Origin of the sequence: Butyrivibrio sp. FC2001 (genome assembly GCF_000424125.1) — a bacterium.
GTDB lineage: Bacteria > Bacillota > Clostridia > Lachnospirales > Lachnospiraceae > Butyrivibrio.
This window is the reverse complement of the sequence record NZ_KE384132.1, coordinates 813123-838111: the sequence shown is the minus strand read 5'-3', so window position 1 is coordinate 838111 and position 24989 is coordinate 813123. Positions and strand designations below refer to the sequence as shown.

The following is a 24989-nucleotide window of genomic DNA, read 5'->3' as shown; positions in this document are numbered from 1 at the left end:
ATACTTATCCCTGGAACTGACATGGATACTACCAGTTTCTAAGATAAAGCTAATTTTAAACAATTCAAATATACGGAGGATTTGTATTATGCACATGGCGGATGCTTTGGTATCACCTGCTGTTGCGGGGACAATGTATGTATTATCTACAGGAGCTGCTGCTTATTCAATTAAGCAGGTCAGAGAGGAGAATGATCCTAAGAAAATTCCTGTAATGGGAGTTATGGGTGCGTTTGTTTTTGCTACTCAGATGCTTAACTTTACAATACCCGGAACCGGATCATCAGGACATCTCTGCGGAGGCATGATGCTTTCATCTCTCCTTGGCCCCTATGCCGGATTCCTTACCATGATAGGAGTACTGCTTGTCCAGTGTCTGCTATTTGCTGACGGCGGACTGCTGGCGCTTGGGTGTAATGTTTGGAATATGGCCTTTTACGGGTGCTTTATAGGGGCGCTGCTTATATGGAAGCCCATTATGAAAAAGGGAGCTACAAGAGGCAAAATTCTTCTTGCTTCTATATTAGGATGCGTTCTGACACTTCAGCTTGGAGCTTTTTCAGTTACTCTTGAGACACTTGCATCAGGTATTACAGAGCTTCCCTTCGGAGTATTTTTAGCAACCATGCAGCCGATTCACCTTGCTATCGGCTTTGTTGAAGGCCTTATAACAGCAGCAGTGCTTATCTTTGTTAATGAAGCAAGACCTGAGCTTTTATGGGGCGTAGGTGAGGAGAAAAAAGAGAGTAAGCTCTCACTTAAGACAACTGTTATCGTACTTGGAGTTGCAGCTGCTATCTGTGGCGGTATCGTTTCTCTCTTTGCTTCAGCGTTCCCGGATGGTCTTGAGTGGTCCATGGAGAAGGTTGCAGGAACCACTGAACTTGAGGCAAAAGGCGGAGCTTATGCGATTGCTGACAGCATTCAGAGCGCAACATCACTTCTTCCTGATTATGCATTTAAAAACAGCGAGGCTGCTGCAGGAACCAGCTTCTCGGGAATAGTTGGTGCCCTTGTAGTAGTGGCTATTCTTGTTGGCGCCTGCTATGCATTCAGATTCTTCAAGAAGAAGGGTGCAGATCAGCAGACTGTATAATAATCGAAGAGACTTTATTATCCTCATGTGGGAGAGAGGATCTTCGTGAATGAGGTTTAATGGATTCAATCGAAAAAAAGCTACACGAATTTCAGAAGATACAAGAGCTATGGCAGCGTTCTCACTGGATGAATGACCTACATCCTCTGGGGAAGCTGCTTGTTAGCGTTTTGTATATTTTTACAGTGGTATCATTTGGGAAGTATGAAATGGCACCACTTATTTTGATGTCAGCATATCCTATTTTCGGTTTTATTGTGGGAGAACTGTCCATAAGGCAGGGTATATACCGAATGAGGCTTATTCTTCCACTGGTGATCTTCGTTGGAATTCTGAATCCGTTTTTTGATACGGACATCGTACTCTATATAGGAGAGATTGGTGTTTCAGGTGGTGTGATATCAATGCTGACGCTTATGCTTAAGGGCTTTTATTCCGTTCTGGCAGCGTATATTCTGATCGCTACGACTTCAATTGAAAAGCTCTGTCAGGCACTTCGGATGATCCATGTACCCAAGATAATAGTTATTGTCATACTTTTGATAGAACGATATTTTTACATCATGGGTGAGGAAGCTGACAGGATAATTACCGCTTATAAGCTCCGCGCTCCCCGTCAGAACGGTATCCACTACAGTGCATGGGGGACACTTGTTGGAATGTGGCTCATAAGGAGTATGGACCGTGCCGGAATCGTCTATGAGAGTATGCTGCTTCGCGGCTTCAAGGGCGATTTTGATCAGGAAAAAATAAAGGCGAAACCAATTGATATAGTATATACTGTTACCTGGATATTGATATTTGTGATTATCAGGCACTTAATAGCTTTGTGATAGAGGTGGATTTATGCATACCGGTGTTCACGGCGAACTACTGACAATTGAACATTTGAACTTTTCTTATGAAAAGAGCCACCAGGTCCTTTTTGATATTAATCTTCATGCTAAGGACGGCGAGAAAATAGGACTCATAGGAGCAAACGGAATAGGTAAATCAACCCTGTTAAAGCTTCTTGTGGGGTTATATCTTGATTATGAAGGCAAGCTCGAGGTTGCAGGACATGCTGTAAACAAGGCTAACCTGAATCATATACGAGAGCATATAGGATATGTCTTTCAGGACTCCGACAGTCAGCTTTTTATGGCTACTGTTGAAGAGGACGTGGCTTTTGGTCCAAGGAATTATGGCCTTACAAAGGAAGAGGTGGAGAGCCGCGTGACAGAGGCTCTAAAAAAGGTTCACATTGAGAGCCTTCGAAAAAAGCAGAATTATAAGCTCTCTGGTGGTGAAAAGAAGCTTTCTGCAATAGCCACCATTTTATCAATGGAGCCTGATATAATACTGATGGATGAGCCGTCAATAGCACTTGATCCCAGAAACAGGCGCAATCTTATAGGGATTTTGAACGAGCTTACCTGCCTTAAGATAGTTGCATCTCATGATCTTGATTTTATAATGGATACCTGTGACAGGATTATTCTTCTTCATGACGGAAAGATTGTCGCAGATGACAGCGCAGATGTTATACTTAAGGATAAGGAATTATTAGAAGCACACGGACTTGAGCTTCCGTTGAGGTATCAAAAATATGAGTAGCCACGAACATACACACAACCACGAGGGACACGTGATACACGAACACGCCCACTATCACTCCCCGGAGGAGAAGAAAAAACAATTAAACAGACTCAGCAAGGCGATCGGCCATCTTAACCATGTAAAGGCCATGATCGAAGAGGATGAGGATTGCGCAGATGTACTTATGCAGCTCTCTGCAGTTAATTCAGCCCTTAAAAGCCTTGGCAAAGAGATAATCAACGAGCACATGTCACATTGCATTGTGCATGCCCTTGAGGACGGTGACATGACTGCAGTTGAGGAATTCCAGAAGGCAGTACAGAAATTCATCTGACCTCTGGTTATATGTCGGTACTTTGAGACGGCTATTTTGGAAATGAGGAAATATGAGTAAGACAGCACTTATCGCCATGAGTGGTGGCGTAGACAGCAGCGTTGCGGCAGAACTTATGAAGGAGAGAGGCTTTTCCTGCATAGGCTGTACAATGCGCTTATATGAGAACGATATGATAGGTGAGGATCTTTTCGGAACCTGCTGCAGCAAGAAGGACACTGACGATGCCAGGGCAGTCACTGAGAAGATTGGGATACCCTATCATATTTTTCATTATGAAAAGGAATTCATAGATAATGTAATAGAGCCCTTTGTATGCAGCTATGAGAGAGGAGAGACACCCAATCCCTGCATCAGATGCAACAAGTATCTTAAGTTTGATATTCTCTATAAAAAGGCTAAGGAGCTTGACTGTGAATATATCGTCACAGGTCATTATGCGAGAATTGAAGAGAAGGACGGACATTTTTATCTGAAAAAAGCCGCTGACCTTAACAAGGATCAGAGCTACGTTTTATATGACCTTACAGAGGAACAACTGTCCCATACCGTTTTCCCGCTTGGTGAATTTACTAAGACGGAAGCGAGACAGATTGCAGAGAATAATGAATTTGTGACCTCTCATAAGAGCGACTCTCAGGATATCTGCTTTGTTCCGGATGGTGATTATGCCGGCATGATAAAACGTTACAGGGGTAAGGAATATCCCGGCGGCGATATTGTTGATAAGGATGGCAATGTTCTTGGACATCACAACGGAATAATCAACTACACCATCGGTCAGCGCCGCGGACTGGGCGTTCCGGCTGACAGAAGGCTCTATGTTACCAAGCTTGATATAAAGAATAACAAGGTGGTTCTGTCAGATAATGAGGACCTTTTTGAGAGAGAGGTTATCGTGAAGGACTTCCACTGGATAACCGGTAAGATGCCTGAGGGTGATATCAGATGCAGCGCTAAGATACGATATAAACATAAAGAGCAGCCTGCTACGGTTACACTTCCTGCAGAGGAAGGGGGAGTGGCGCGTATACTTTTTGACGAGCCTCAGCGAGCTATTACAGCGGGACAGTCAGCTGTTTTATATGACGGTGATATTGTCCTTGGCGGCGGCATAATCCAGAGAGAATAGGATTAAATACCATATTGCGATCAATAGTGCACGGATCTTGGGATTTTTGAATTTTAATTTCAGGATTCGTGCATTTTTTTGATATATAAAATCATTGTCAGTGGGATTTTATATGGTGTTTATAGTATGTAACAACAGCGATTCATATAATTAAGGTGTTGAAGAAGAGTTATTTATGGAGGGTTTTCTATGGCTATAAATAAGAGATTTGTTGCTGCTTCAATAATTGGAATTATGATGTCGTTTGTATTTGCTCCTTCTGTTAAGGCATACGCTATAGAAGGAAGCGTAAGTGGAGATACTAAAAAAGCTGCTATTGAGATAGATGCAGAGACTACTGAAGAGGATGTAGAGCTTAGCCCCAGAGCTATAGCCGAAAATATGAATCGCGAGGAGCTCATCAAGTTTACCGAAGAGCAGATGAAGGGTGATGGCAGTACCGATTGCGTATTTAACGTTGGAGAAGACTATATTTCAATCGAGGTCAGCTTTAATGATGTTGCCCAATTTGCTGAGCTGGCAAAGAACAACAGCGCGTATAAAGAGTCATGGGATAACGTGGTTGATGGCATAAGCGACGTCACAGGAGTTTACTATGACTTATATAAGAAATTTGATATGAATGTTCATCTCTATGCAGTTGATGACTCAGACCGTGATAAGGTCCTGATCTATTCCTGCAATGGACAGAAGATATATGACATAGTAAACGACGGCGAATCAGATATAGAAAAGGTAGGCAGATGATATTGAAAATTTAAGGCATGGGGATGTATCTCTGTGCCTTTTTTAGGAGAAGGAGGTAAACATTTATGACAATTAGCAAGAAATTAGTAGCGACTTCAGTTTTAGCTATTATGATGTCACTGGTTATGGCACCTGCTGTTAAGGTATATGCTATTGAAGGCAGCACTCAGAGTGTAACAGAGCCTATAGCCGGAGAATTAACTGAAGAGGAGATTATCACTGAGGGCGCGGACGCGTTGGATTCCTTTACCAAGGAGGAACTCATTAAATTCACCGAAGGACTGATGAAGAGTGATGAGAATGCAGAGGTGAAATTTACAACAGGAGATGATTATGCACTTGCAGAGGTTGCATTCGAAGACGTTGGAGAGTTTGCAAAAATTGCCAAGGAAGATAGTCAGTACATAGACAGCTGGAACTATGTAGTTGATACAATGAGGCAGGTTACAGAGGTATATGCACCGTATTATCAGAAATTTGGTATGGATTTTAGCATCTGCGTTGTTGATGACAAGAATCCCGGTACGGCTCTTATATACTGCAAAAATGGTGAAGTTATCTATGACTGCGTAAATAATATTGGTTCAGAGTCGGATATTATCAGATAAGCTCTAAAAATGCGTGGAGAAGCCTTCCTGTAAAGCCCCAGACAACAGGATCGGTATCTTCATATATCCACATATCATATTTTTGTACATGCCAATTGTAAGTATCAGTTCCTCCGGTCACTTTCTGAAATGGGAAATTGTCCGGAGGAATTGTTGGTTTCTGCATAGGATATCGATTAGCAGGATGCTCCTTAAAAAATGAGATAGGATAGGTAAATACTTTTGCTACCTCATCAGTAGAATATGTCATTTTGTAATCATGCAAAAGAGCGACATAGGGGTAAACCAGTGAACCCGTAGGGCCAAACAGTGGTGCTAGAGAGCTTATTATTTCTGTTTTACCGGAATCGATAAGAAGCTCCTCGCTAATCTCCCTAAGAGCAGCATCCATTGGCGCTTCGCCAGCTTCGATTCTGCCTCCTGGAAAGCATACCTCTCCAGGTTGGAATTTAAGGGCAGGGGAGCGCACTTCAAATAAAACATGAATCTCACCGGATATCTCAACCAGTGGAATTATCACAGCTGAGCTCTTTGGTGGAATCATGTCTTCTTTTGTGTTGTTTCTGATTTTTTCTAGCAATTCTTTTGTATTCATATTCCAATTATAAGCGACAAAAACAATTTCACACAACAGATACAAATGTGTATAATCCTTATATAAATCTATTTTACATCAAAGGGGATTAACATCATGGATAGAAATACCACCATTATAAAAACAAGTATTATTGGAATAATCACTAACATGCTTCTTGCTGGCTTCAAGGCAGCTGTGGGCATATTATCAGGCTCAATTGCGATTGTACTTGATGCGGTAAATAACTTAAGTGACGCATTATCTTCCGTAATCACGATCATTGGAACCAAGCTTGCGGGAAAAGAGCCGGATAAGAAGCATCCGCTGGGATATGGACGTATCGAGTATCTTAGTGCAGCACTGATTTCTGTGATCGTTCTCTACGCAGGTATAACTTCGCTTGTTGAATCAATAAAAAAGATTATCAATCCTGAACTTCCCAATTACCAGACGGCATCCCTTATTATCGTTGCGGTTGCAATTGTAGTGAAGATTGTTCTTGGAACCTATGTAAAAAAGGTAGGAGAGAAAGTTAATTCAGAATCACTGGTGGCTTCCGGTGAAGATGCAAAGCTGGATTCTGTTATTTCAGCATCCACCCTTGTTGCTGCAATTATTTTTATATTTACACATGTAAGTCTTGAAGCCTGGCTTGGCGCAATTATTTCACTTGTGATCATTAAGGCCGGCCTAGAAATGCTCCGCGATAACTTATCACTTATTCTTGGTGAGAGAGTTGATCTTGAGCTTTCCAGTGAGATAAAGAAGACGATCGCATCATTTCCTGAGGTTCAGGGAGCTTATGACCTTCTTCTTCACAACTACGGACCGGACAGATATATCGGGTCAGTGCATATAGAGGTTCCTGAAAACATCACTATTTACAGACTCGACCAGCTGCAGAGAGAGATAGCTTCAAAAGTATATGAGAAGCATGGAGTTGCAATCGAGGGAATAAGTATCTATTCCCAGAACTCAGACAGCTCAGCTGCAGGAAAACTTAGGAATGAGATAGTAAGAAGCATAATAAACAAGCATGAAAATATAAAGCAGATTCACGGATTTTATCTTGACGAGATCAAAAATATAGTAGCGTTTGATATGGTAGTTTCCTTCAAGGTAAAGGATAAACAAAAGCTACATGAAGATGTGATTTCCGAATTAAAAGTACTGTATCCTCAATATGATTACAAAATAAATATGGACCGAGATTTCAGCGACTGAAGTAATCACTTAGCGAGGTTTTTTCGAGCTTAGTGTACTACTTCGTTCTGGCGAGCGCCAGCGAGAGCAGAACTTCATCTTTACTTAGCGAGGTTCTTTCGAGCCTGGTGTACTACTTCGTTCTGGCGAGCGCAAAGTGGGTTGAATAATGGAGGGATTTTTACTATACGCGTTGAAATATGTTATAGATATGTTATTATTTTATTAAAGGTACTGCCGATAGCGGTCAGTCCCGTTTATAGTTGTTAATCAAAAAAATGACCGTCAACTATCCCGAGCTGTGCGGTCATTTTTGATGTTTATCTTTAAGTAGTGTAACACAGATACTGATGATGGTCACAATGATCCCGATAATTGTGACTACAATACCTGTGATTTCAAGTATTAATTCAAACACCTATCTCTTTCGAGCCTTTCCCACATATTTTCCATAATGATCACCTCCGGGATCGGAAGTTCTCGGATAACTCCGGCAAAGGACTGACCGCTACCGCATTTTAAGGCAGCACCCGGCGAAGAGTATAACACTAAATTAATGAGTTTGTATCGAACACAATCTTAAGAAATTCTTAAAGCGCGATTTACGTAGTTTTTAGAATTATATGAGAGAATGAATATTAGAAAAAGGCATGGGGTAAGGGGGCTCTATGCCTTTTTTTATAAAAAACTTTTGATTATAGTCCACCGGAGGTAGGACGTGCATGAGATAATCACTTATTACTGGCCAAGACTGATAGTCGCACTGTTCTTTGCCTGCATATGCACACGTTTTTCACTAAAAAAGCGTGAGGGTATAAGCAAGCTGTTGTGCTTTGCGGCTTTTTTCTTTTTATCCTGCACAGTTATATCCATTGCTTCCGAGATTCTTTTGGTTGTGCCGATCAGATATTTAATACTTAAACCAATAATATCTGATCAGGTCACTTTCAATGCAGTATATGCATTGGTAAAGATAATTATTGATCTTTTTATATACATAATTCCAAGCTTTATATGCGCTAAACTCCTGCATGAAGATCGTCTTATTATAGGAACGGTGTACATGGAGTTTATACTTCAGGACAGATTTGCACAGATTATTTCGTTTTCTCCTTTGTCATACCTGATCGTTTATATAGGTGAGCAGGTTGTGCTGGGGCTTATTCATCATAAAGAGATGGACTATATTTTTGGACACAAGGATGCAGTCAGTTGGAAACCGGTATTTTATTATAACCTTTCGCTTTTCATAACCATGGATGCCTGTTATGTAGCCTATCTGTTTGTACCGGAGCTTGGAGCGTATGGAATTACGATTCCTATCATATGGATTGATGCTCTTGTGATAATGTCCGTGCTTGCAGCTGCAGGCTTTTCAAAGTTGAATATTACCTTGTCGCAGGAGCAGGAAGATAAAATTACATATATGCGTAAATTCCAGGATAACCAGACGGATATTATCAGGGATTTCGCAACTATTTCAGAGGCTAAATCAGGAGAGATGGGATGGAATGGGGTATCCAAGAGGGCTTAAAGGAGAAGAAATTTCTATATATGCAAGGATAGTATCCGTTGCTGATGTCTATGATGCCCTTACAAGTGCCCGCTCCTATAAGGAACCATGGCAACCGGAGGAAGCAAAGGCTGAGATAGAAAATCAGAGAGGTGGGCAGTTTGCGCCTGAGATTGTTGATGTGTTTGTTGAACATTATGACGAAATAGAAGCGATAAGAAATAAATATACTGATTCATATGTGGATGAGGATTAGGATTATGACTTCTTGCGTGCAAAAGTGGAAATGCACGCAATAATCTATAGATTTCTGTTTCTGAAGAAAAAAATCTATCTGTATCGGAAGGGAGGTCACCATGAGACACTACGGAAAGATTATTGCTTCATTTTTTATGACGGGAATGGTATTGATATCGGGCATTCTTCCTACCAGTGCTCACACCGGAAAACAGGATGCGGCTACTGTGATGGAAATTAACAGCCGTGGCGAAAATGGCACTGACAGTCCGCGAAGGTATGCGATGAGTGGTGGCACCTGGGAGAAAAACAGTGATGGTGTGTGGATGTATAGAGACAGCACAAACCAGATTGTCAGAAACTGTTGGGTTTTGGATCAGGATATGCTGTTTTTTGTAGGATACGACGGCTGTATTGTAAAGAATAATTATTCCTCTGACGGCTTTTACTGTGGAGAAAATGGAGCATGGGACAGCACGAGAACTCAGAGAACCTGGGATGTTGATCCCTATGAAGGAGCTTATGAAGGTAATGGTAATATCTGGATTTTTAAGCTAACCAATACCGGCGGCACACAGAAAGTACAAATTGCGTATATGCAGACCGGTGAAGTCTATATGACCTGCACTCTTACTCCCGTAGGGCATGGATGCTATATGGCATGGCCTGAGAATAGTGGTGATGTAACGACGCAAATGCTTATAGCGGTTTCCGATGATAAGAACACCGTAAGGATAAGTAGTGGCGGTCAGACACATGTCTGCACATATACTCCGAATTCTTACTATTACGACCCTAATAATACACAGAATGGTCCTGCCAATAATCAGTACAATAACAACTACAACAATGGCTATAGTGATGGCTATAACGATGGTTACAACAGTGGCTACTATAATTCAATACAGCAAAACCAGGGATATAATGCCGCTTATGAATTTGTTTTTCCGTATTCGTCAACGAACCTGATATCAGAGTTTGATGCACAGATATTGTCAGACTATGAACTCAGGATTGCTTTAAATGAGATCTATGCAAGACATGGCAGACGTTTTAAGGACAAAGAGCTGCAGAACTATTTTAATAGTACATCATGGTATGTGGGAATGTATGAGCCCGCAGAATTCGATAAGATTCAGGATGGACTTCTAAATGACATTGAAAAAAAGAATATAAATATTCTTGTAAAAGAGAGGAATAGAAGAAAGTAATAATTAAAGGAGGACTTTTTTATGATTATTAAGAAATTTATTGCTACCTCAGTTATTGCATTGATGATGTCGGTAATGCTTGTACCTGCAACCAAAGCTTATGCAACATCAGGATCTGTTAATGGGAGTGATTCAGTACCAAAGACAGGAACCGTTACTGAAGAAACAGAAGACCTTTCCGGACTCTCCGGCGTGGATCCGGCGAGTATGACAAGGGAAGAACTTATAGAGCACACAAAAGCAGCTTTGGATTCATCATCTCCGGTTGAAGGTGGCTATGAGCTTGAGGAAAAAGATGATTGTATCATAATTACCATGTGGTATGACGGCATGGATGACATGCTTAAGATTGTGGAGACGGATCCTACTTATAAAGAGTTGTGGAGTCATATGGATGATAGTATGTGTGAAGCATGTGACCAATATTATCAGGCGTATAAGCTTCATGATATGGATGTTTACTTATATCTTGTTAATGAGCTTGACCATGATAAGCTTATCCTCGCATCACGCAATGGTGAGCTTATCTATGATTGTGTAAATGAAATAGATAAGAGAATAGATTATAACCGCTAAGTTTTGCTGTTTTTATAAGTTAGTACTAACCCTTGCCAAGTTTTTTTCTATAGTCACTTGGTGATTCATTACGATATCTTTTAAAGGCTTTTGAGAAGGTGAAGGAATCAGAGTAACCGACCAGAAACGCTATTGAGTTTATGGTCTCTGATGTTTCCAGTAGCAGCTCAGAAGCCTTTTTTATGCGGTAGCTGGCAAGATATGCCTGCGGAGTGTAGCCTGTTGCATGCTTAAAGAGTCTTGTCAGGTAGCTTCTGTTAAGTCCGCAGGCTGCCGCAATTTCTTCTACGCCTATGGGCTCAGAATATTTGAGACGAATAAAGCTGATAGCGCTTTTTACGTAAGCAAGGCGTGGGTCTACGTCATTCTTTACCTGATTTTCCGAGGTGGCGATCAGATAATCAAAAAATTCATAAACCTTTGCATAGCAAAAACACTCCCTGTCACTATTGCGGAAGATTTCTGCAATACATTCATAGACCATGGAGGAATCTGATACAGGGTTGTATATAGGATTTTCCAAGGTGATACCTGCACTTGCAAAGAGCTCCAGGGTTCTTGGACCGTCCACGTGAATCCAGGCGTATTCCCAGGGCTCCTCGGTGTCTGCCTCATAGTAAGCCTTGACCCTTGCAGGGATAAGGAAGCCCTGATGCTCATGTATGTCGAATCTCTTGTCGCCTATTACGAGGTGACCTTTTCCTGACAGAACATAATGAAAAATGGTTCTTGTTCTTACGATAGGACCATAGCTGTATCCGGGTCCGCATTTATATTTTCCTACCTCAAATAAATAGAAGTCATTGGACTTTGTATAATCAACGAATTTAACCTTATCAACGCCTGTAACTATCATGATTTGAAATCCCCTTATATAAAAAAGTGAAATTTTTTGCTGCTCATAATGTCACATACTGACATAAATAAATGATATTTAGACATAAACATGAAGCCGTACCACAAATATAATGATGTACGTATTCACTTAACATTATAAAAAATAAGCAAAGTGGGAGGCAAGATGGGAATTATATTTCATGAAAAAGAAAAGCAGTTTCATTTGTTCAATTCTCAGGTGAGCTACTGTATGGGCGTTTGCCCTGACGGTGAGCTTGGACAGTTGTATTTTGGGAGAAAAATAAATGAAAATCAGAAGATAACATACACTCAGACAAAGGGAGTAAGGCCTCTTTGCTGCAATTTAAAAGAGGATGAGAATTATACCAAAGAGCTCTCAATGCTTGAATATCCTGCATTTGGCAATGGTGATTTCAGAACTCCTGCCTATGAGATAAAGCAGAAGAACGGCTCAAGGGTTACTAATCTCATCTATAAGAGTCACAGTATTTACAATGGCAAAAAGCCGCTAAATGGACTTCCGGCATCCTATACCAACACGGATGATGAGGCTACAACCCTTGAAATCCTGTGCGTCGATGAGGTTGCAAAGGTTGAGGTTACACTTTTTTACACAGTATGGGAAAAGTACCCTGTAATCTGCCGTCACGCATCTATCAAAAACGCAGGAGATGAGGAAGTTGTGCTCACAAAGGCTCTCAGCCTCTGTCTTGATCTTCCGGATGTAGAGTATAACTGGATGCAGTTTGAAGGTACATGGGGAAGAGAGAGATACCCTGTAGAGAGAAGCCTTTCAAACGGAACAACCCAGATAGAGAGTATGCGCGGACACTCCAGTGCAAACTACAATCCCTTCGTCATTGTTAAGAGAAAAAACACTGACGAGTTCATGGGAGAGGCAATTGGTCTCAATTTTGTATACAGTGGTAACTTTGTTGCACAGAGTGAAGCAGATACTTACGGAAAGCTCAGAATCCTTATGGGAATCAATCCCAGATGGTTCGAGTGGCCTCTTGCGAAGGACGAAAGCTTTGAGACTCCCGAGGTTATAATCAGCTACTCAAATAGCGGATTAAATGCCCTCAGTCAGAGTATTCACGGCTTCATGAACAACAACATTGTAAGAGGAAAATATAAGAATACACCCAGACCTATTCTTCTCAATAACTGGGAAGCAACAGAGATGGATTTTGATGAAGAAAAGATCCTGAAAATCGCTAAGAAGGGCAAGGAAGCAGGAGTTGAGCTCTTTGTTCTCGACGACGGATGGTTCGGTAAAAGAAATGATGACTACGCAGGTCTTGGTGACTGGTTTGTTAACACCAAAAAGCTGCCGGAAGGTGTCAAAGGGCTTGCTAAAAAGGTAAATGACCTTGGGCTTAAATTCGGTATATGGATCGAGCCCGAGATGGTAAATGAGGATTCAGATCTTTACAGAGCACATCCTGACTGGGTGCTGGCTGCTCCTGACAGAGTAAGATCCCTTGGAAGACATCAGATGGTTCTTGATTTCTCCAAGAAAGAGGTTGTTGATAACATTTTTGACCAGCTCTATGCAGTGTTTGCAGATGCAAATATAAGCTATATCAAGTGGGACATGAACCGCTCAATCACGGAGTGCTACAGCCAGGGAGCAGCTGCAGGCGTTCAGGGTATGGTATATCACAGATATATCCTGGGTGTTTACAGCCTCTATGAGAGACTGATAAAGGCATTCCCTGACATTCTCTTTGAATCCTGTGCAAGCGGCGGATCAAGATTTGATGCGGGAATCCTGTACTATGCGCCTCAGGCATGGTGCTCTGATGACACAGATGCCCATGAGAGAATAAAGATTCAGTACGGTACCAGCTACGGTTATCCGTTATCAATGGTAGGTGCACACGTATCAGCATCTCCGAACCTTCAGACAGGAAGAGCAATTGCAATAGGTGACAGAGCGAACATCGCTTGCTTTGGTACCTTCGGATATGAGCTTGATCTTAATGAGATTTCAGAGGCTGATTTTGTGGAGGTAAAAGAGCAGATAAAGTTCATGAAGGAATACCGTGAGCTTCTGCAGTATGGTGATCTCTACAGATTAGAATCACCCTTTAAGAAGAATATTTCTGCATGGATGGTTGTTTCAAAGGATAAGTCCACAGCGCTTGTTGCGGTATATAAAAACCTCAAGAGCCCTAATGAGGGAATAGTAAGAATACGACTTAAGGGACTTGATCCCAATGCTGTTTATACAGTGGATGAGAAGAAGGAATTGTACGGAGATATCCTTATGGAGGGCGGAATACAGGTGCCTGATGGAGATAAGGAATGGTTCTTCGCAGATGGCGATTTCACATCAAGTATGTATATCTTGAAAAAGAATGTCACAAAATGACATGAAAAGTTATTATTATTCCATATAAATAAAATCATAATACTAGTATTATTACTATAGTTTTTGAGAAACACCAAAAATTGCACATAATAAAGGGAGGATAATTATGAAAGCAAAAAAACTTGCAGCATTACTTATGAGCTGCGTAATGGCAATGTCACTGGCAGCCTGCGGAGGCTCAGGTTCAACTGGAGGCGCAGAGCCGGCTACAGCAGAGAGCACAGAGACAACAGAGGCAGCTGCTGATACAGCTGAGTCTACAGAAGAGGCTCCTACAGAGATGAAGGGCAGTGTTGAAGGCGAGCTCACAGTTACTATCTGGGATGAGAACCAGAGACCCGGACTTCAGCAGATCATCGACGAGTGGTCAGCAGAGTCAGGTGTTAAGGCTACAATTCAGGTTGTAGGCTGGGATGATTACTGGACACTCCTTGAGGCAGGCGCTTCAGGCGGCGAGATGCCCGACGTATTCTGGATGCATTCCAATCAGGCTCAGAAGTATATGGAAAACGATATGCTTATGGACCTTACAGATAAGATTTCTGGAAGCGATAAGATTGATATGGCTAACTACTATCAGGGTATCGTAGATCTTTATCAGCTGAATGGAAAGCAGTACGCAGTTCCAAAGGATATCGATACAATCGCTCTTTGGTACAACAAGACAATCTTTGATGAGATGGGCGTTGCTTATCCCGATGACACATGGACATGGGATGACTTCTCAGAAGCAGCAGCTAAGCTCACAAACGATGATCACTGGGGATATGCAATTGCACCTTCAAACAACCAGGATTCATTCTATAATGCAGTATACTCCATGGGCGGAGAGATCATAAGCGATGACAAGAAGGCTTCAGGCTATGATAAGCCCGGCACAATCAAGGCTATTCAGCTTTTCGTAGACATGGTACAGGCTGGTTCCTGCCCTGACCTTAACACAATTTCTGAGTCTGGCGCAGACGTTCTTTTCGAGTCAGGCAAGGTTGCAATGGTAACACAGGGTTCATGGATGGTAGCAGCATTCAAGGACAACGAATACACAGCTGAGAACTGTGACGTAGCAGTTCTTCCTAAGGATGCAGAGACAGGCAAGAGAGTTTCTATCTACAACGGTCTTGGATGGGCAGCTTCAGCTAACACAAAGAACCCCGATGCAGCATGGAGCCTTATCGAGTGGCTTGGTTCCAAGGAAATGCAGGAGAAACAGGCAGAGCTTGGTGTAACAATGTCAGCTTATGAAGGATGCTCAGATCTCTGGGTTAACTGCACAGATAAGTTCGATCTTAACGGCCACATGAAGATGCTTGAGGCAGACCTCGTATTCAGACCTTACTCAAAGTACACAACAGTTTGGGAAGACATGCAGACTGAGAAGCTTAAGGAAGCTTGGACAGGTGAGAAGAGTGTTGAAGATGTCTGCAAAGAAATTTGCGACAGCATGAACCAGACTCTTAGTGAAGAGTAATTAAACAGTTTTACAAGAGTAGGAGGAAGCAATTTCTCCTACTCTTTATAGGGAGAGATATAAATTATGGCAAGAAGCAAAATGACATCAAGAGAAAAAAGTGAGTTTATTTGGGGATGGGCTTTCATACTTCCGACTATGGCAGGTCTTATTATTTTAAATATTTTCCCGATCTTTTCTACAATATATCAGAGTTTTTTCAAGACTGGTGATTTTGGAAAAGGAAACATATTTGTCGGATTCAACAACTATGCTAAGGTATTTGCCGACACAGAAGTGTGGCAGGCTCTCTGGAATACAATAAAATATGCAATAGTAGAGGTTCCGATTTCGATAGCAATTTCACTTGTGCTCGCTGTTTTCCTTAATGGAAAAATTAAAGGAAAGGGCACATTCAGAACAATTTTCTTCTTACCTATGGTAGCTGCTCCTGCAGCAATAGCTATGGTTTGGAGATGGCTTTACAATTCTGAGTTCGGTCTTTTGAACCATATTTTACCCGGAAAAACAAACTGGATTTCAAATCCTAACATCGCAATTTATTCAATCGCTGTTATTGGTATATGGTCCATTATTGGATATAACATGGTTCTTTTTCTGGCAGGACTTCAGGAGGTTCCAAAGGATTTTTATGAAGCTGCATCAATCGACGGAGCTTCAGGAGTACAGCAGTTCTTTAACATCACAGTACCGCTCATTTCACCCACAATTTTCTTTGTACTTGTTACAAGAGTAATTGCTGCGATGCAGGTATTCGATGTTATTTACATGGTAATCGATAATAACAATCCGGCACTTAAAAAGACACAGTCTTTGGTATGCCTGTTCTATAAGTATTCATTTACACAGAGCAATAAAGGATATGGATCCACTGTTGTGGTTGTTCTGCTGATGGTAATATTGCTCCTTACTGTTTTGCAGATGATAGGACAGAAGAAATGGGTTCACTACAACTAAGGAAAAAGGTGTAAAAAAATGGAACGAAATAGAAATAAGATTTTGATATATATAATACTTGCGATAATGTCTTTCATAATGCTGGTGCCTTTTTTGTGGATGGCCCTCACAGCATTTAAGACAGTAGGAGAGTCTACACAGATGGACCCCTTCGTAATCTTTCCTTCCAAATTCAGGATGGATAACTTCAAAGAGGTTATGAAAAACGTTAATTTTGTAAAGCTCTACTACAACACAATTATGATGATAGTACTGAGAGTTCTCTTTGCGGTGCTTACAGCTACACTTGCCGGCTACGCATTTGCAAGACTGAACTTCTTTGGAAAGGACTTCATGTTTGGTCTTGTTCTTTTCCAGATGATGATTCCTTCACAGATTTTCATCATCCCTCAGTATGTAATGGTAAGTAAGCTTGGATGGACTAACTCAATGCTGGGACTTCTGTTCCCCGGACTTGTATCAGCCTTCGGAACCTTCCTTTTAAGGCAGGCCTATATGGGACTTCCCAAGGAACTGGAAGAAGCAGCAAGACTTGATGGATGTAACATTGGACAGACCTTCCTGTTTATCATGGCTCCACTTACCAGATCATCAATGGTCGCTCTTGGTATCTTTACAGCAGTGTTCGCATATAAAGACCTCATGTGGCCCATGATCGTTTGTCCTGATACAAACAAGACTACACTTGCAAGTGCACTTTCCAAGATGCAGGGACAGTTCTCTTCAAACTATCCCGAGCTTATGGCTGCAGCACTTATCGCATGTCTCCCTATGATAGTTATCTATGTATTCTTCCAGAAGCAGTTCATTGAAGGTATTGCTACTTCCGGTGGAAAGTTATAATTCTCGTTCAAAATTATTATTCGTATTATATGAAAAAGAGGTATGGTATTGTCTCGCCATAACTCTTTTTTATTTATGAAAATATAGGACTTAACCCAAATTTAATACACAGTTTAGCAGCATTTAAGCGCTATATAGGATAATTAAAATGTAAGTATGGGAACATAGGAGGATTTGCTTTGGGAAATATGGAACATAAGCATGTTGATCCTTTTCATATAGCTGAAAAACATAAGATAAAAGATGACATCACCGATCCTGAAGAATTAGCCAAAAAGATGGAACAAAAATTCCATGATGCCTCTGCACTACTGGCTATCTTAATGAGTGGAATATGTGCATGGCTCTTGTTTTATGCATTATGGGAATCTTTGGGAAGACCATTCTCAATCGCTTATATGGTTCAGGCTGAGGATGCGCTTGGTGTGTTTCTTTTTATCGAAATGATGAGACACACCAGTTTTACCTGGAGTGTGGATAGTGCACTGGTTTCTGGGAGTGGCAGCGTATTTACTCGGAATAATTGAGCAGTGAAAATCTGAATGATATAATTACAGCTGGTAGTCGATGAAAATTAAAAAAGGACTGTCAATATGAAGAAAAAGAATTATACCGCAATAGCGAATATAGTTATAATCATACTGATTGTGGTTGTGTTTGCCGGTATTCAGTTTAATGAATTTTCTTTTTATAAAGAAACGGCCAGAAATCAGGCGCAAAACGATGTTGGTCTGACATCTATAGACATCAAATCCCGTATCACAAGCATTTCTTCTGAGCAAAGAGTTGCATCTCAGATGATGGCAAATGATATATTTTTAAAGGAATGGTGTAATAAAGAGACCTCAGATGTAAATTCCGAACATGCAAAGCAGTTGTATGGATACCTGAATGAATACAAAGAAAAATATAACTATGATGTTGTGTTCTTTGTGTCGAACAAAACCTATAATTATTACTATGATGGCGGCCTTAATAAGGTTATATCAAAGGATGACGATTTTGATATATGGTATTTCAATTTCCTTGATCTGAATCAGGAATATGATATACAGATTGACCATGACGAGGTAAATGATTTTAGCGTAACACTATTTGTGAATTGCCTGGTACTTAATGAAGCCGGTGATATTGCAGGTGTAGTTGGAGTGGGGCAGAAAATCGATGATTTTGAGTCTTCTGTCAATGAAATAATAGAATCTTTTGATATAAATGTTTGTATTGTTAATACCGGCAATGCGCATAATTCCTTTACCGGGAGCTCCGGGGTATACAAGACTGCAGAAGACGCTGCCAATGAGCTTGGTATATCTAAAGAAGATGTTTTGATGGATGTTGGTAGTAATGGTCATGTTTGGACTAATGGGAATAAGATAACCTCTGTCCAAAAGAACGAGGATCTGAAATGGAATATCATTGTGCAGAAAGACATTTCGGATGAGATAAGTGAATTGCTGAAACGATCTTATATGAGAGTGACATTTTTGATTATTATCATTGTTCTCTATATTCTGGTCAGCTTCACTTTCCTGAAAAAAATACGTGACTTAAATTCGATTGCTGAAAATACTGATGAATTTACCGGACTATTTAATAACAAGCTCTTTAAGGAGAGGTTTGATAAAAGACATAATGCCAAGCTGAAAAAACATGTAAAAGAAACGGCTGGTTCTTTGTTTATTCTTGATGTTGATGATTTTAAAAGCTTCAACGATACCTTTGGACATTTATATGGAAATACTGTGCTAAAGACCATGGCCAATGAGCTCAAGGATTCCGTAGGTGATGATGGAGAATTGTGCAGATGGGGCGGCGACGAATTTGTAGGCGAGATATATGAAGAACCTGAAATTGCGTTAAGCATTTTGAATGGGGCTTTGGAAAACTTAAAGCATAAGGATACAAAGATGCCAATTACATTTAGCTGTGGTATATGCAAGATTGATTCGAGATTGTCCCTGGCTGATAATTTGAAGATGGCGGATAAGGCTTTATATAAGTCAAAAGAAAAAGGGAAAAAGTGTTGTACTATATGGGAGCGGAATGGAAATGAATAAAAGAATAGTTACATATTTGCTTTGTACTGCAATGACAGCATCCATGATTTCAGGCTGCGGTTTGGCAGACAAGCTGGGAGAAACAGGTAAAGAAAACGGAACAACCGATGCGCAGGCTGATACAGGGGATGATTTTTTATCTATAATCGATAAGAACAAAACTTCAGAAGCTGACAATGTAAAGGAAGCAAAAGAGGATACTGTAGCAGATGCGACAGAGGAGCCGTCTGAAAGCACCGGGGAAGCTACAGATTCCGAGGAAGAGACTGGTGAAACTGTTGAATCCAGGGTATCTTACAAATGGGAAGCCCCTTCGTTCAGAATTACCAGAAAATCCTTTTCGCAGAAATACGACGGAGATGCAAAATTCGATGAATCAAATGAGGATTCAAAGGATTACTCCAACGGTGTTTTATATGAAGGAGATTTTGCCTTTATCTATGTAGATGAAGAATCAGCAGCAAAATATCCCGCTCTTTATAAGAATATAAATGATGCTGCAGAAAAATCATTTAAAATTACTGAAGATTGTGTTGAAGAAACAATAAAGGATGCAAAAGAACAATATGAAACTTCTGCTAAAGAAGGCTACAGTTTTTTTGGTCCATATTATGATCACTGTGATATCACAGTGAAAAGAGCAGACAATAAGGTTGTAAGTATATATGACTGGGATGACAATTATATGGGCGGAGCCCATGGAATGTATGGCGCTGGCGGTACAAACTATGATGCTCAGACAGGTGAACTTCTTGATATATCAGATGTCATTGATGTGACTAAGGAAGAACTGGATGAGATTATTAAAAAGAAGCTCCTTGAGATTCAGGAGTATGATAATCAGTTTGTGTCCCTTGATGAGAATCTTAAGGATTATAAATTTAATCCCATAAATGATTCAGAAAACAATATTTTTGAGTTGGGATATAAATGGTACTTTGCCCATGATGGTCTGCATATTATTTTTAATGTATATGAGCTCGCTTCCTATGCGGATGGAATGCAGGATATAGTTATTGGCTACACTGAGTATCCCGGGACTATAAAGGATAAATTCATACCTGACACTAATGCACCTGACTGTCAGAATGGAAACCTTATGTTTGTAAAAGAAGGAAATGATTCTGATATAGATTATTTACACTTCAGGTACACACCATTAGCCGGCATGGAAGAGTATGATGACTGGATTTATGCTGAGTCCTTTGGACTGGTTTTAAATGGAAAATCAGCAAAGGCAGATACAGGCTTTAATGTTCCAAGTGATTATCATTTTGAAACCTATAAGATAACAACGATGGATGGTAAGGAGTACGTTTATTACATCAATCCTACTGATAATGATTACTGCGAGCTCCTTGTTTTTGACATCACAGGCGGCGATGTTAAGTATGTTGGAAAACAGCACTATCACTATTTTGAGAACTTTGATTATGAGAAGGGCACAGAAACTGAGCCATTGTATTCCAATCCGTACAACATGCACTTTGGCTCAGTCGGAGATGCCTTTGGAACCTACACCTGCTATACCTCGTATGAGGTCGGAGATGACGGAATGCCGGTTCAGATCTCTGATGAATATAAGTTCAGCTGGAAAACTGAGGATGCAGTTTCCACTGCTGAGATCAAGGGTGATGAAGTGGATGAAAATGGAAAGGTGATAAATGCCGGTGTGACAATTCAGGCAGGAACGCATTTTGTTCCCCTTCGTACAGATGAGAAAACGTACATGGATTTTACTATCGACGGTGGTAAGATCATAAGACTTACATATACATCCTTTGATTATCCTGCAGCCCTTCCGGAGGGAAATATCGATGATCTGTTTGAAGGCCTCATATATGCAGGCTGAGCATAAACTATAAAAATGTGAATGACATGGATATCTGTTACAGAGCAGACTTCCATGTCATTTTTTGTTACTTTTGGCGCCGATATGAAAATTATAAAAAAAGCATAAATTTGATATAAACTCTTTCTAAAATTCAATAGGATATATTCATCAATTGAGTTTGGAAGGAGAAGGACATGGGAAAAAGAAAATGGGGAAGAATGGTTGCTATGGCAATGGCAACAGCCTTGACTGTTACAAGCATTCCGCTTACTGCAAGGGCTGAGGAAGAGCCTGCAGACACAGGTGATGGCTATTCTCTGGTATGGAGCGATGAGTTTGATGGCGAAAGCTTAAACACAGCAGACTGGAATGTGGAAGAGCATGATCCGGGCTGGGTCAACTCAGAATGGCAGAGATATACATCACTGGATGGTGGGAATATTGCGGTTAAGGATGGCTCGCTTCATATCATTCCTAAATATGTTGCAGGTGAAGCAGCAGAGGAGGGATCGGAGGAGTCCTCTGAGAGAACCTTCGAGACATTCAATGTGGGGGTTGATGTCGGAGAAGATATGGAAGAGTCTGAGTCAATTGCGCTTCAGATTAATTTCGGAGCGGTTAATGCTGCAGATGATTTTCCTGATAATACAGAGGCTTTTGATTCAAAGGCAGAGGTTACTCTTAAAAATATCTCCCTTGTTGATGTAACTGAGGGTGAGGAAGTAAATATTCTTGCCGGAGGCTTGGATAACCCGGATACATGGAATATGGGTATAACAGCTCCCGCTGAAGGAACTTACAATTTTGAAGACGGAAGTATCAATATCAAAATAGATAATGCAGGCAACGAAAACTGGAATGTACAGCTACAGCAGAGAGGCTTAAAGCTTATTCCGGGACATAAATATGTATTTTCAATGGATGCTGCATCTGATATTGACAGAGTCAGTGAGATAAGTCTTCTTGATACTAATGGATGGAAATGGTACGGCGGCAGCAAAATCCTCATAAAGGGAAGCGGCAAGTCCGGCAGCTCATTAGGAACAGAGAGCGAGATCACATCCGGAAGAATTACAACCCAGGGTAAGCACGACTTTACCTATGGACGTTTTGAAGCAAGAGCCAAGGTTCCTGAAGGAAAGGGCTTCCTTCCTGCATTCTGGCTTATGGCTACAGACGAGGGCCTTTATGGACAGTGGCCTAAGTGCGGTGAGATCGACATCATGGAGGTTATGGGACAGAACACAGATAAGTCCTATCACACCATTCATTATGGATATAACTCCGGAAATGGTCATAAAGAAAACCAGGGTACAAAGACACTTACAGACAGCAGCTTTTCAGATGACTATCATGTATTCAGAGTTGACTGGGAGCCCGGTAAGATCACATGGTTTGTAGATGATGAGCAGGTCTATGAGACAAGCGACTGGTACACAGGAACAGATGATGATAATCAGATCACATATCCTGCACCCTTCGACCAGAACTTCTATATTATACTGAACCTTGCAGTAGGCGGCTCGTGGGTAGGAGATCCTGACCTTGACGCTATAAATGACAAGGAATATGCCATTGATTATGTTCGTGTTTATCAGAAGGATGAGAGCGAATATGAGCAGGGTGAAAATGAGGCAAAGCGTCCTGAAAAGGAGCCTGTAGTTTACAGAGAAGCAGATGAAGAGGGTAACTACGTATTAAACGGCAGCTTCACAGAGAGTATTGAAAGCGATGAGACCGGTGATTCTAATAGTAACTGGGTTCTTCATACAGAGTCTGATGCTGATGGATCAACAGCAGTTGTAGAAAATAATGCTGTTACAATCACACCTTCTGCAAATGGATCAGTGGACTATGCAATCCAGCTTAAGCAGACAGGTATACCCATGTATAAGGGATGGGATTACGAGCTCTCCTTTGATGCGTATGCTACAGAGGATAGAAAGATTGTTGTAGATGTTGAAGGCCCTGACAAAGGCTGGACAAGATACATGCAGGATACACCCTTTGCCATAACAACAGGCGAGGCACATTACACATACGAGTTTACAATGAACGAAAAGACAGATCCTAACGGTTCACTGGAGTTCAATCTTGGTAATCAGGGCTCCGTAGCACCTGTAACAATCAAGAACGTTAAGCTTATTCACAAGTCAGGGGAAGAGGTTAAGGAGGACAACGAGAAGGTTATCCGTCCGGATGGAAACTATGTTTATAACGGCTCCTTCGACCAGGGTGAAAAGAGACTTGGCTACTGGGAATTTGATGAGGAAGATGCAGCTCAGATTTCCGTAACAAATAAGAAAAATGACAGACAGCTCATGGTTAAGATTGAGGTTCCGGAAGGCGCAACAGAAGCTGATCCTGTAAAGATTTCACAGTCTGATCTGGCACCTCTTATAAAGGGACAGTACGACCTTTCCTTCAGTGCTTATCATGATGGAGGAGAAGCAGATGGCCTTAGAGTAAATGTAGTCGGTGAGGAGTTTGTGCCTGAGCTTACTACTGAGAAGACAACCTTTAGCAGGATAATAAATCTCGACAAGGACCTTACAAGAGAAGAGTCTGACATTGAGTTTTCATTTACAAAGCCCGGAACCTATTACCTGGATGATGTATTCCTGACAGAGAAGGCACTTCTTAAGAATGGCTCCTTCAGCGCAGGAATAGCTGGTTGGTCTCCCTATATTGACAATGCAGCAAAGGCTAACTATGTCATCGACAGCATGAACGGCAATGAAAATGCATTTGCAATTACAATCGAAGATACAGGAGAAAGCAACGACTGGTACATCCAGCTTAACCAGGACGGCCTTAAGATTGAAGAAGGCAAATACTACTATGTATCATTTAAGGCAAAGTCCACTATGGACAGAATTATCAAGTACTGCCTGCAGCAGAATGGTGGCGACTGGGCTAACTATAGCGGAACAGGTGAAGTAGAGGTTGGAAGTGAGTGGAAGACATTCTCTCATGCATTCCAGATGACTAATGCTACTGATACAAAGACTAGATTCAACATTACCTTTGGTTCAATAGGTGGTGTGAGAATCCAGAGCAGGCACGATGTTTATGTTGATGATATTGAACTTGTCGAGCTGACAAAGGAAGAGTTCGATAAACTTAATAGCTCTGAGGAGCCTGTAGAAAATCCTTCTGAAGAGCCCTCAGAGCAGCCCTCTAAAGAGCCGGAGGAAACTCCTGCAGTAGAAAATAAGGAGGAGCAGACTACGACAGATAAGTCTCAGAAGGCAACTGATACTGTAGAGGCTAAGCAGGATGAGACAAAAGAGCAGACAAAGGTTAATAACAACGGCAAGGCTGAAAAGGGTGAAATCAGGGTTACAAAGAACTCAATTTACACAGTGATCGGTAAAAAGAGTGTCAGCTACAAGCAGAACCCTGAGTCAGCAGGTAAGAATGTAACAGTTCCTTCATCAGTTGTTATTGACGGAACAAAGCTTAAGGTAACCAAGCTTGCCAAGAATGCATTCAAGGGCAATAAAAAGCTCAGGAAGGTAACACTTGGTAAGAATGTTAAGACCATAGGAAAGAGTGCATTCAGCGGCTGTAAAAAGCTCAGAAGCATTACTGTAAAAGGTAATAAGCTTAAGAAGATCGAGAAGTACGCTTTCAAGAATTGCAAGCTTAACAAGGACTTCAAGGTTATCATTTGGGCAAATGATGATGAAAGCTATGAGAAAGTTGTTAATCTCTTTAAGGATGCGGGGCTTACAGATGTAACCTTCGTACGAAAATAACAGCTTTTCATATACAAAAACT

22 protein-coding genes are annotated in these 24989 nt (G+C 41.1%); 20 read left to right on the top strand and 2 right to left on the bottom strand.

Features of this window, described 5'->3' with window-relative positions:
- The first annotated feature begins 88 nt into the window (after positions 1-88).
- The 7 genes from G601_RS0117360 to G601_RS0117330 all read left to right on the top strand — a co-directional run bounded on the left by G601_RS0117360 (position 89) and on the right by G601_RS0117330 (position 5495).
- Positions 89-1096, top strand: a complete 1008-nt coding sequence (locus tag G601_RS0117360) for an energy-coupling factor ABC transporter permease (RefSeq protein WP_026666082.1) — start codon at positions 89-91, stop codon at positions 1094-1096.
- A gap of 59 nt (positions 1097-1155) precedes the next feature.
- Positions 1156-1929 (top strand): cobalt ECF transporter T component CbiQ, encoded by a 774-nt coding sequence (cbiQ, locus tag G601_RS0117355; RefSeq protein WP_026490984.1) that lies wholly within the window; start codon positions 1156-1158, stop codon positions 1927-1929.
- 13 nt (positions 1930-1942) lie between these two features.
- Complete coding sequence (locus G601_RS0117350; protein ID WP_026490983.1) at positions 1943-2692, top strand: energy-coupling factor ABC transporter ATP-binding protein; 750 nt, start codon at positions 1943-1945, stop codon at positions 2690-2692.
- Between the two features lie 31 nt (positions 2693-2723).
- Entirely contained in the window at positions 2724-3008 is a 285-nt protein-coding gene (locus G601_RS0117345; protein ID WP_242834441.1) for a metal-sensitive transcriptional regulator, read from the top strand.
- 52 nt (positions 3009-3060) lie between these two features.
- Entirely contained in the window at positions 3061-4140 is a 1080-nt protein-coding gene (gene mnmA / locus G601_RS0117340) for a tRNA 2-thiouridine(34) synthase MnmA (protein WP_026666080.1), read from the top strand.
- A 189-nt stretch (positions 4141-4329) separates the two neighbouring features.
- Positions 4330-4887 (top strand): hypothetical protein, encoded by a 558-nt coding sequence (locus tag G601_RS0117335; protein ID WP_026666079.1) that lies wholly within the window; start codon positions 4330-4332, stop codon positions 4885-4887.
- Between the two features lie 65 nt (positions 4888-4952).
- On the top strand, positions 4953-5495 hold the full coding sequence (locus G601_RS0117330; protein ID WP_026666078.1) for a hypothetical protein: 543 nt from the start codon (positions 4953-4955) through the stop codon (positions 5493-5495).
- Here the strand turns inward: G601_RS0117330 and G601_RS0117325 are convergent.
- Complete coding sequence (locus G601_RS0117325) at positions 5488-6090, bottom strand: NUDIX hydrolase (protein ID WP_051205989.1); 603 nt, start codon at positions 6088-6090, stop codon at positions 5488-5490. The two genes, G601_RS0117330 and G601_RS0117325, sit on opposite strands and share 8 nt — an antisense overlap.
- Before the next feature lie 96 nt (positions 6091-6186).
- On the opposite strand from G601_RS0117325, the gene G601_RS0117320 reads away from it, so the two are divergent.
- The 5 genes from G601_RS0117320 (at position 6187) to G601_RS0117300 (ending at position 10812) form a co-directional block, all read left to right on the top strand.
- Positions 6187-7296, top strand: a complete 1110-nt coding sequence (locus tag G601_RS0117320; RefSeq protein ID WP_026666077.1) for a cation diffusion facilitator family transporter — start codon at positions 6187-6189, stop codon at positions 7294-7296.
- Between the two features lie 697 nt (positions 7297-7993).
- The gene (locus tag G601_RS0117315; RefSeq protein WP_026666076.1) at positions 7994-8809 is read left to right on the top strand and encodes a hypothetical protein; all 816 of its coding nucleotides are present in this window, start codon (positions 7994-7996) and stop codon (positions 8807-8809) included.
- Complete coding sequence (locus tag G601_RS23925) at positions 8787-9044, top strand: HD-GYP domain-containing protein (RefSeq protein WP_026666075.1); 258 nt, start codon at positions 8787-8789, stop codon at positions 9042-9044. Before G601_RS0117315 ends, G601_RS23925 begins: the two co-directional genes overlap by 23 nt.
- Before the next feature lie 100 nt (positions 9045-9144).
- Entirely contained in the window at positions 9145-10236 is a 1092-nt protein-coding gene (locus tag G601_RS0117305; protein WP_026666074.1) for a YARHG domain-containing protein, read from the top strand.
- Between the two features lie 21 nt (positions 10237-10257).
- On the top strand, positions 10258-10812 hold the full coding sequence (locus G601_RS0117300; RefSeq protein WP_026490975.1) for a hypothetical protein: 555 nt from the start codon (positions 10258-10260) through the stop codon (positions 10810-10812).
- 25 nt (positions 10813-10837) lie between these two features.
- Here the strand turns inward: G601_RS0117300 and G601_RS0117295 are convergent, their stop codons facing one another.
- On the bottom strand, positions 10838-11668 hold the full coding sequence (locus tag G601_RS0117295; protein WP_026666073.1) for an AraC family transcriptional regulator: 831 nt from the start codon (positions 11666-11668) through the stop codon (positions 10838-10840).
- Positions 11669-11833: 165 nt separating this feature from the next.
- On the opposite strand from G601_RS0117295, the gene G601_RS0117290 reads away from it, so the two are divergent.
- From G601_RS0117290 to G601_RS25380, 8 genes are all read left to right on the top strand, one after another.
- Positions 11834-14047 carry an alpha-galactosidase gene (locus tag G601_RS0117290; protein ID WP_026666072.1) on the top strand — a complete coding sequence of 738 codons (2214 nt, stop codon included), beginning with the start codon at positions 11834-11836 and terminating at the stop codon, positions 14045-14047.
- 106 nt (positions 14048-14153) lie between these two features.
- On the top strand, positions 14154-15515 hold the full coding sequence (locus tag G601_RS0117285) for an ABC transporter substrate-binding protein (protein WP_026666071.1): 1362 nt from the start codon (positions 14154-14156) through the stop codon (positions 15513-15515).
- Between the two features lie 66 nt (positions 15516-15581).
- Positions 15582-16472 carry a carbohydrate ABC transporter permease gene (locus G601_RS0117280; protein ID WP_026490971.1) on the top strand — a complete coding sequence of 297 codons (891 nt, stop codon included), beginning with the start codon at positions 15582-15584 and terminating at the stop codon, positions 16470-16472.
- Positions 16473-16490: 18 nt separating this feature from the next.
- Positions 16491-17315: a carbohydrate ABC transporter permease gene (locus G601_RS0117275; protein ID WP_026666070.1), complete on the top strand. Its 825-nt coding sequence runs from the start codon at positions 16491-16493 to the stop codon at positions 17313-17315.
- A gap of 179 nt (positions 17316-17494) precedes the next feature.
- On the top strand, positions 17495-17842 hold the full coding sequence (locus G601_RS0117270) for a hypothetical protein (RefSeq protein WP_026666069.1): 348 nt from the start codon (positions 17495-17497) through the stop codon (positions 17840-17842).
- A 66-nt stretch (positions 17843-17908) separates the two neighbouring features.
- Positions 17909-19372, top strand: coding sequence for a sensor domain-containing diguanylate cyclase (locus G601_RS0117265; protein ID WP_026666068.1), 1464 nt, complete (start codon positions 17909-17911; stop codon positions 19370-19372).
- Entirely contained in the window at positions 19365-21224 is a 1860-nt protein-coding gene (locus tag G601_RS0117260; RefSeq protein ID WP_026666067.1) for a DUF3298 and DUF4163 domain-containing protein, read from the top strand. The genes G601_RS0117265 and G601_RS0117260 overlap by 8 nt, the downstream gene beginning before the upstream one ends.
- Before the next feature lie 176 nt (positions 21225-21400).
- The gene (locus G601_RS25380; RefSeq protein ID WP_051205987.1) at positions 21401-24967 is read left to right on the top strand and encodes a carbohydrate binding domain-containing protein; all 3567 of its coding nucleotides are present in this window, start codon (positions 21401-21403) and stop codon (positions 24965-24967) included.
- Positions 24968-24989: the final 22 nt, after the last annotated feature.

Bases quoted from the DNA above. Each gene is read 5' to 3' on its own strand.
- G601_RS0117360 (WP_026666082.1), top strand. From the start codon at position 89: ATGCACATGGCGGATGCTTTGGTATCACCTGCTGTTGCGGGGACAATG.
- cbiQ (WP_026490984.1), top strand. From the start codon at position 1,156: ATGGATTCAATCGAAAAAAAGCTACACGAATTTCAGAAGATACAAGAG.
- G601_RS0117350 (WP_026490983.1), top strand. From the start codon at position 1,943: ATGCATACCGGTGTTCACGGCGAACTACTGACAATTGAACATTTGAAC.
- mnmA (WP_026666080.1), top strand. From the start codon at position 3,061: ATGAGTAAGACAGCACTTATCGCCATGAGTGGTGGCGTAGACAGCAGC.
- G601_RS0117335 (WP_026666079.1), top strand. From the start codon at position 4,330: ATGGCTATAAATAAGAGATTTGTTGCTGCTTCAATAATTGGAATTATG.
- G601_RS0117330 (WP_026666078.1), top strand. From the start codon at position 4,953: ATGACAATTAGCAAGAAATTAGTAGCGACTTCAGTTTTAGCTATTATG.
- G601_RS0117325 (WP_051205989.1), bottom strand. From the start codon at position 6,090: ATGAATACAAAAGAATTGCTAGAAAAAATCAGAAACAACACAAAAGAA.
- G601_RS0117320 (WP_026666077.1), top strand. From the start codon at position 6,187: ATGGATAGAAATACCACCATTATAAAAACAAGTATTATTGGAATAATC.
- G601_RS23925 (WP_026666075.1), top strand. From the start codon at position 8,787: ATGGGGTATCCAAGAGGGCTTAAAGGAGAAGAAATTTCTATATATGCA.
- G601_RS0117305 (WP_026666074.1), top strand. From the start codon at position 9,145: ATGAGACACTACGGAAAGATTATTGCTTCATTTTTTATGACGGGAATG.
- G601_RS0117300 (WP_026490975.1), top strand. From the start codon at position 10,258: ATGATTATTAAGAAATTTATTGCTACCTCAGTTATTGCATTGATGATG.
- G601_RS0117295 (WP_026666073.1), bottom strand. From the start codon at position 11,668: ATGATAGTTACAGGCGTTGATAAGGTTAAATTCGTTGATTATACAAAG.
- G601_RS0117290 (WP_026666072.1), top strand. From the start codon at position 11,834: ATGGGAATTATATTTCATGAAAAAGAAAAGCAGTTTCATTTGTTCAAT.
- G601_RS0117285 (WP_026666071.1), top strand. From the start codon at position 14,154: ATGAAAGCAAAAAAACTTGCAGCATTACTTATGAGCTGCGTAATGGCA.
- G601_RS0117280 (WP_026490971.1), top strand. From the start codon at position 15,582: ATGGCAAGAAGCAAAATGACATCAAGAGAAAAAAGTGAGTTTATTTGG.
- G601_RS0117275 (WP_026666070.1), top strand. From the start codon at position 16,491: ATGGAACGAAATAGAAATAAGATTTTGATATATATAATACTTGCGATA.
- G601_RS0117265 (WP_026666068.1), top strand. From the start codon at position 17,909: ATGAAGAAAAAGAATTATACCGCAATAGCGAATATAGTTATAATCATA.
- G601_RS0117260 (WP_026666067.1), top strand. From the start codon at position 19,365: ATGAATAAAAGAATAGTTACATATTTGCTTTGTACTGCAATGACAGCA.
- G601_RS25380 (WP_051205987.1), top strand. From the start codon at position 21,401: ATGGGAAAAAGAAAATGGGGAAGAATGGTTGCTATGGCAATGGCAACA.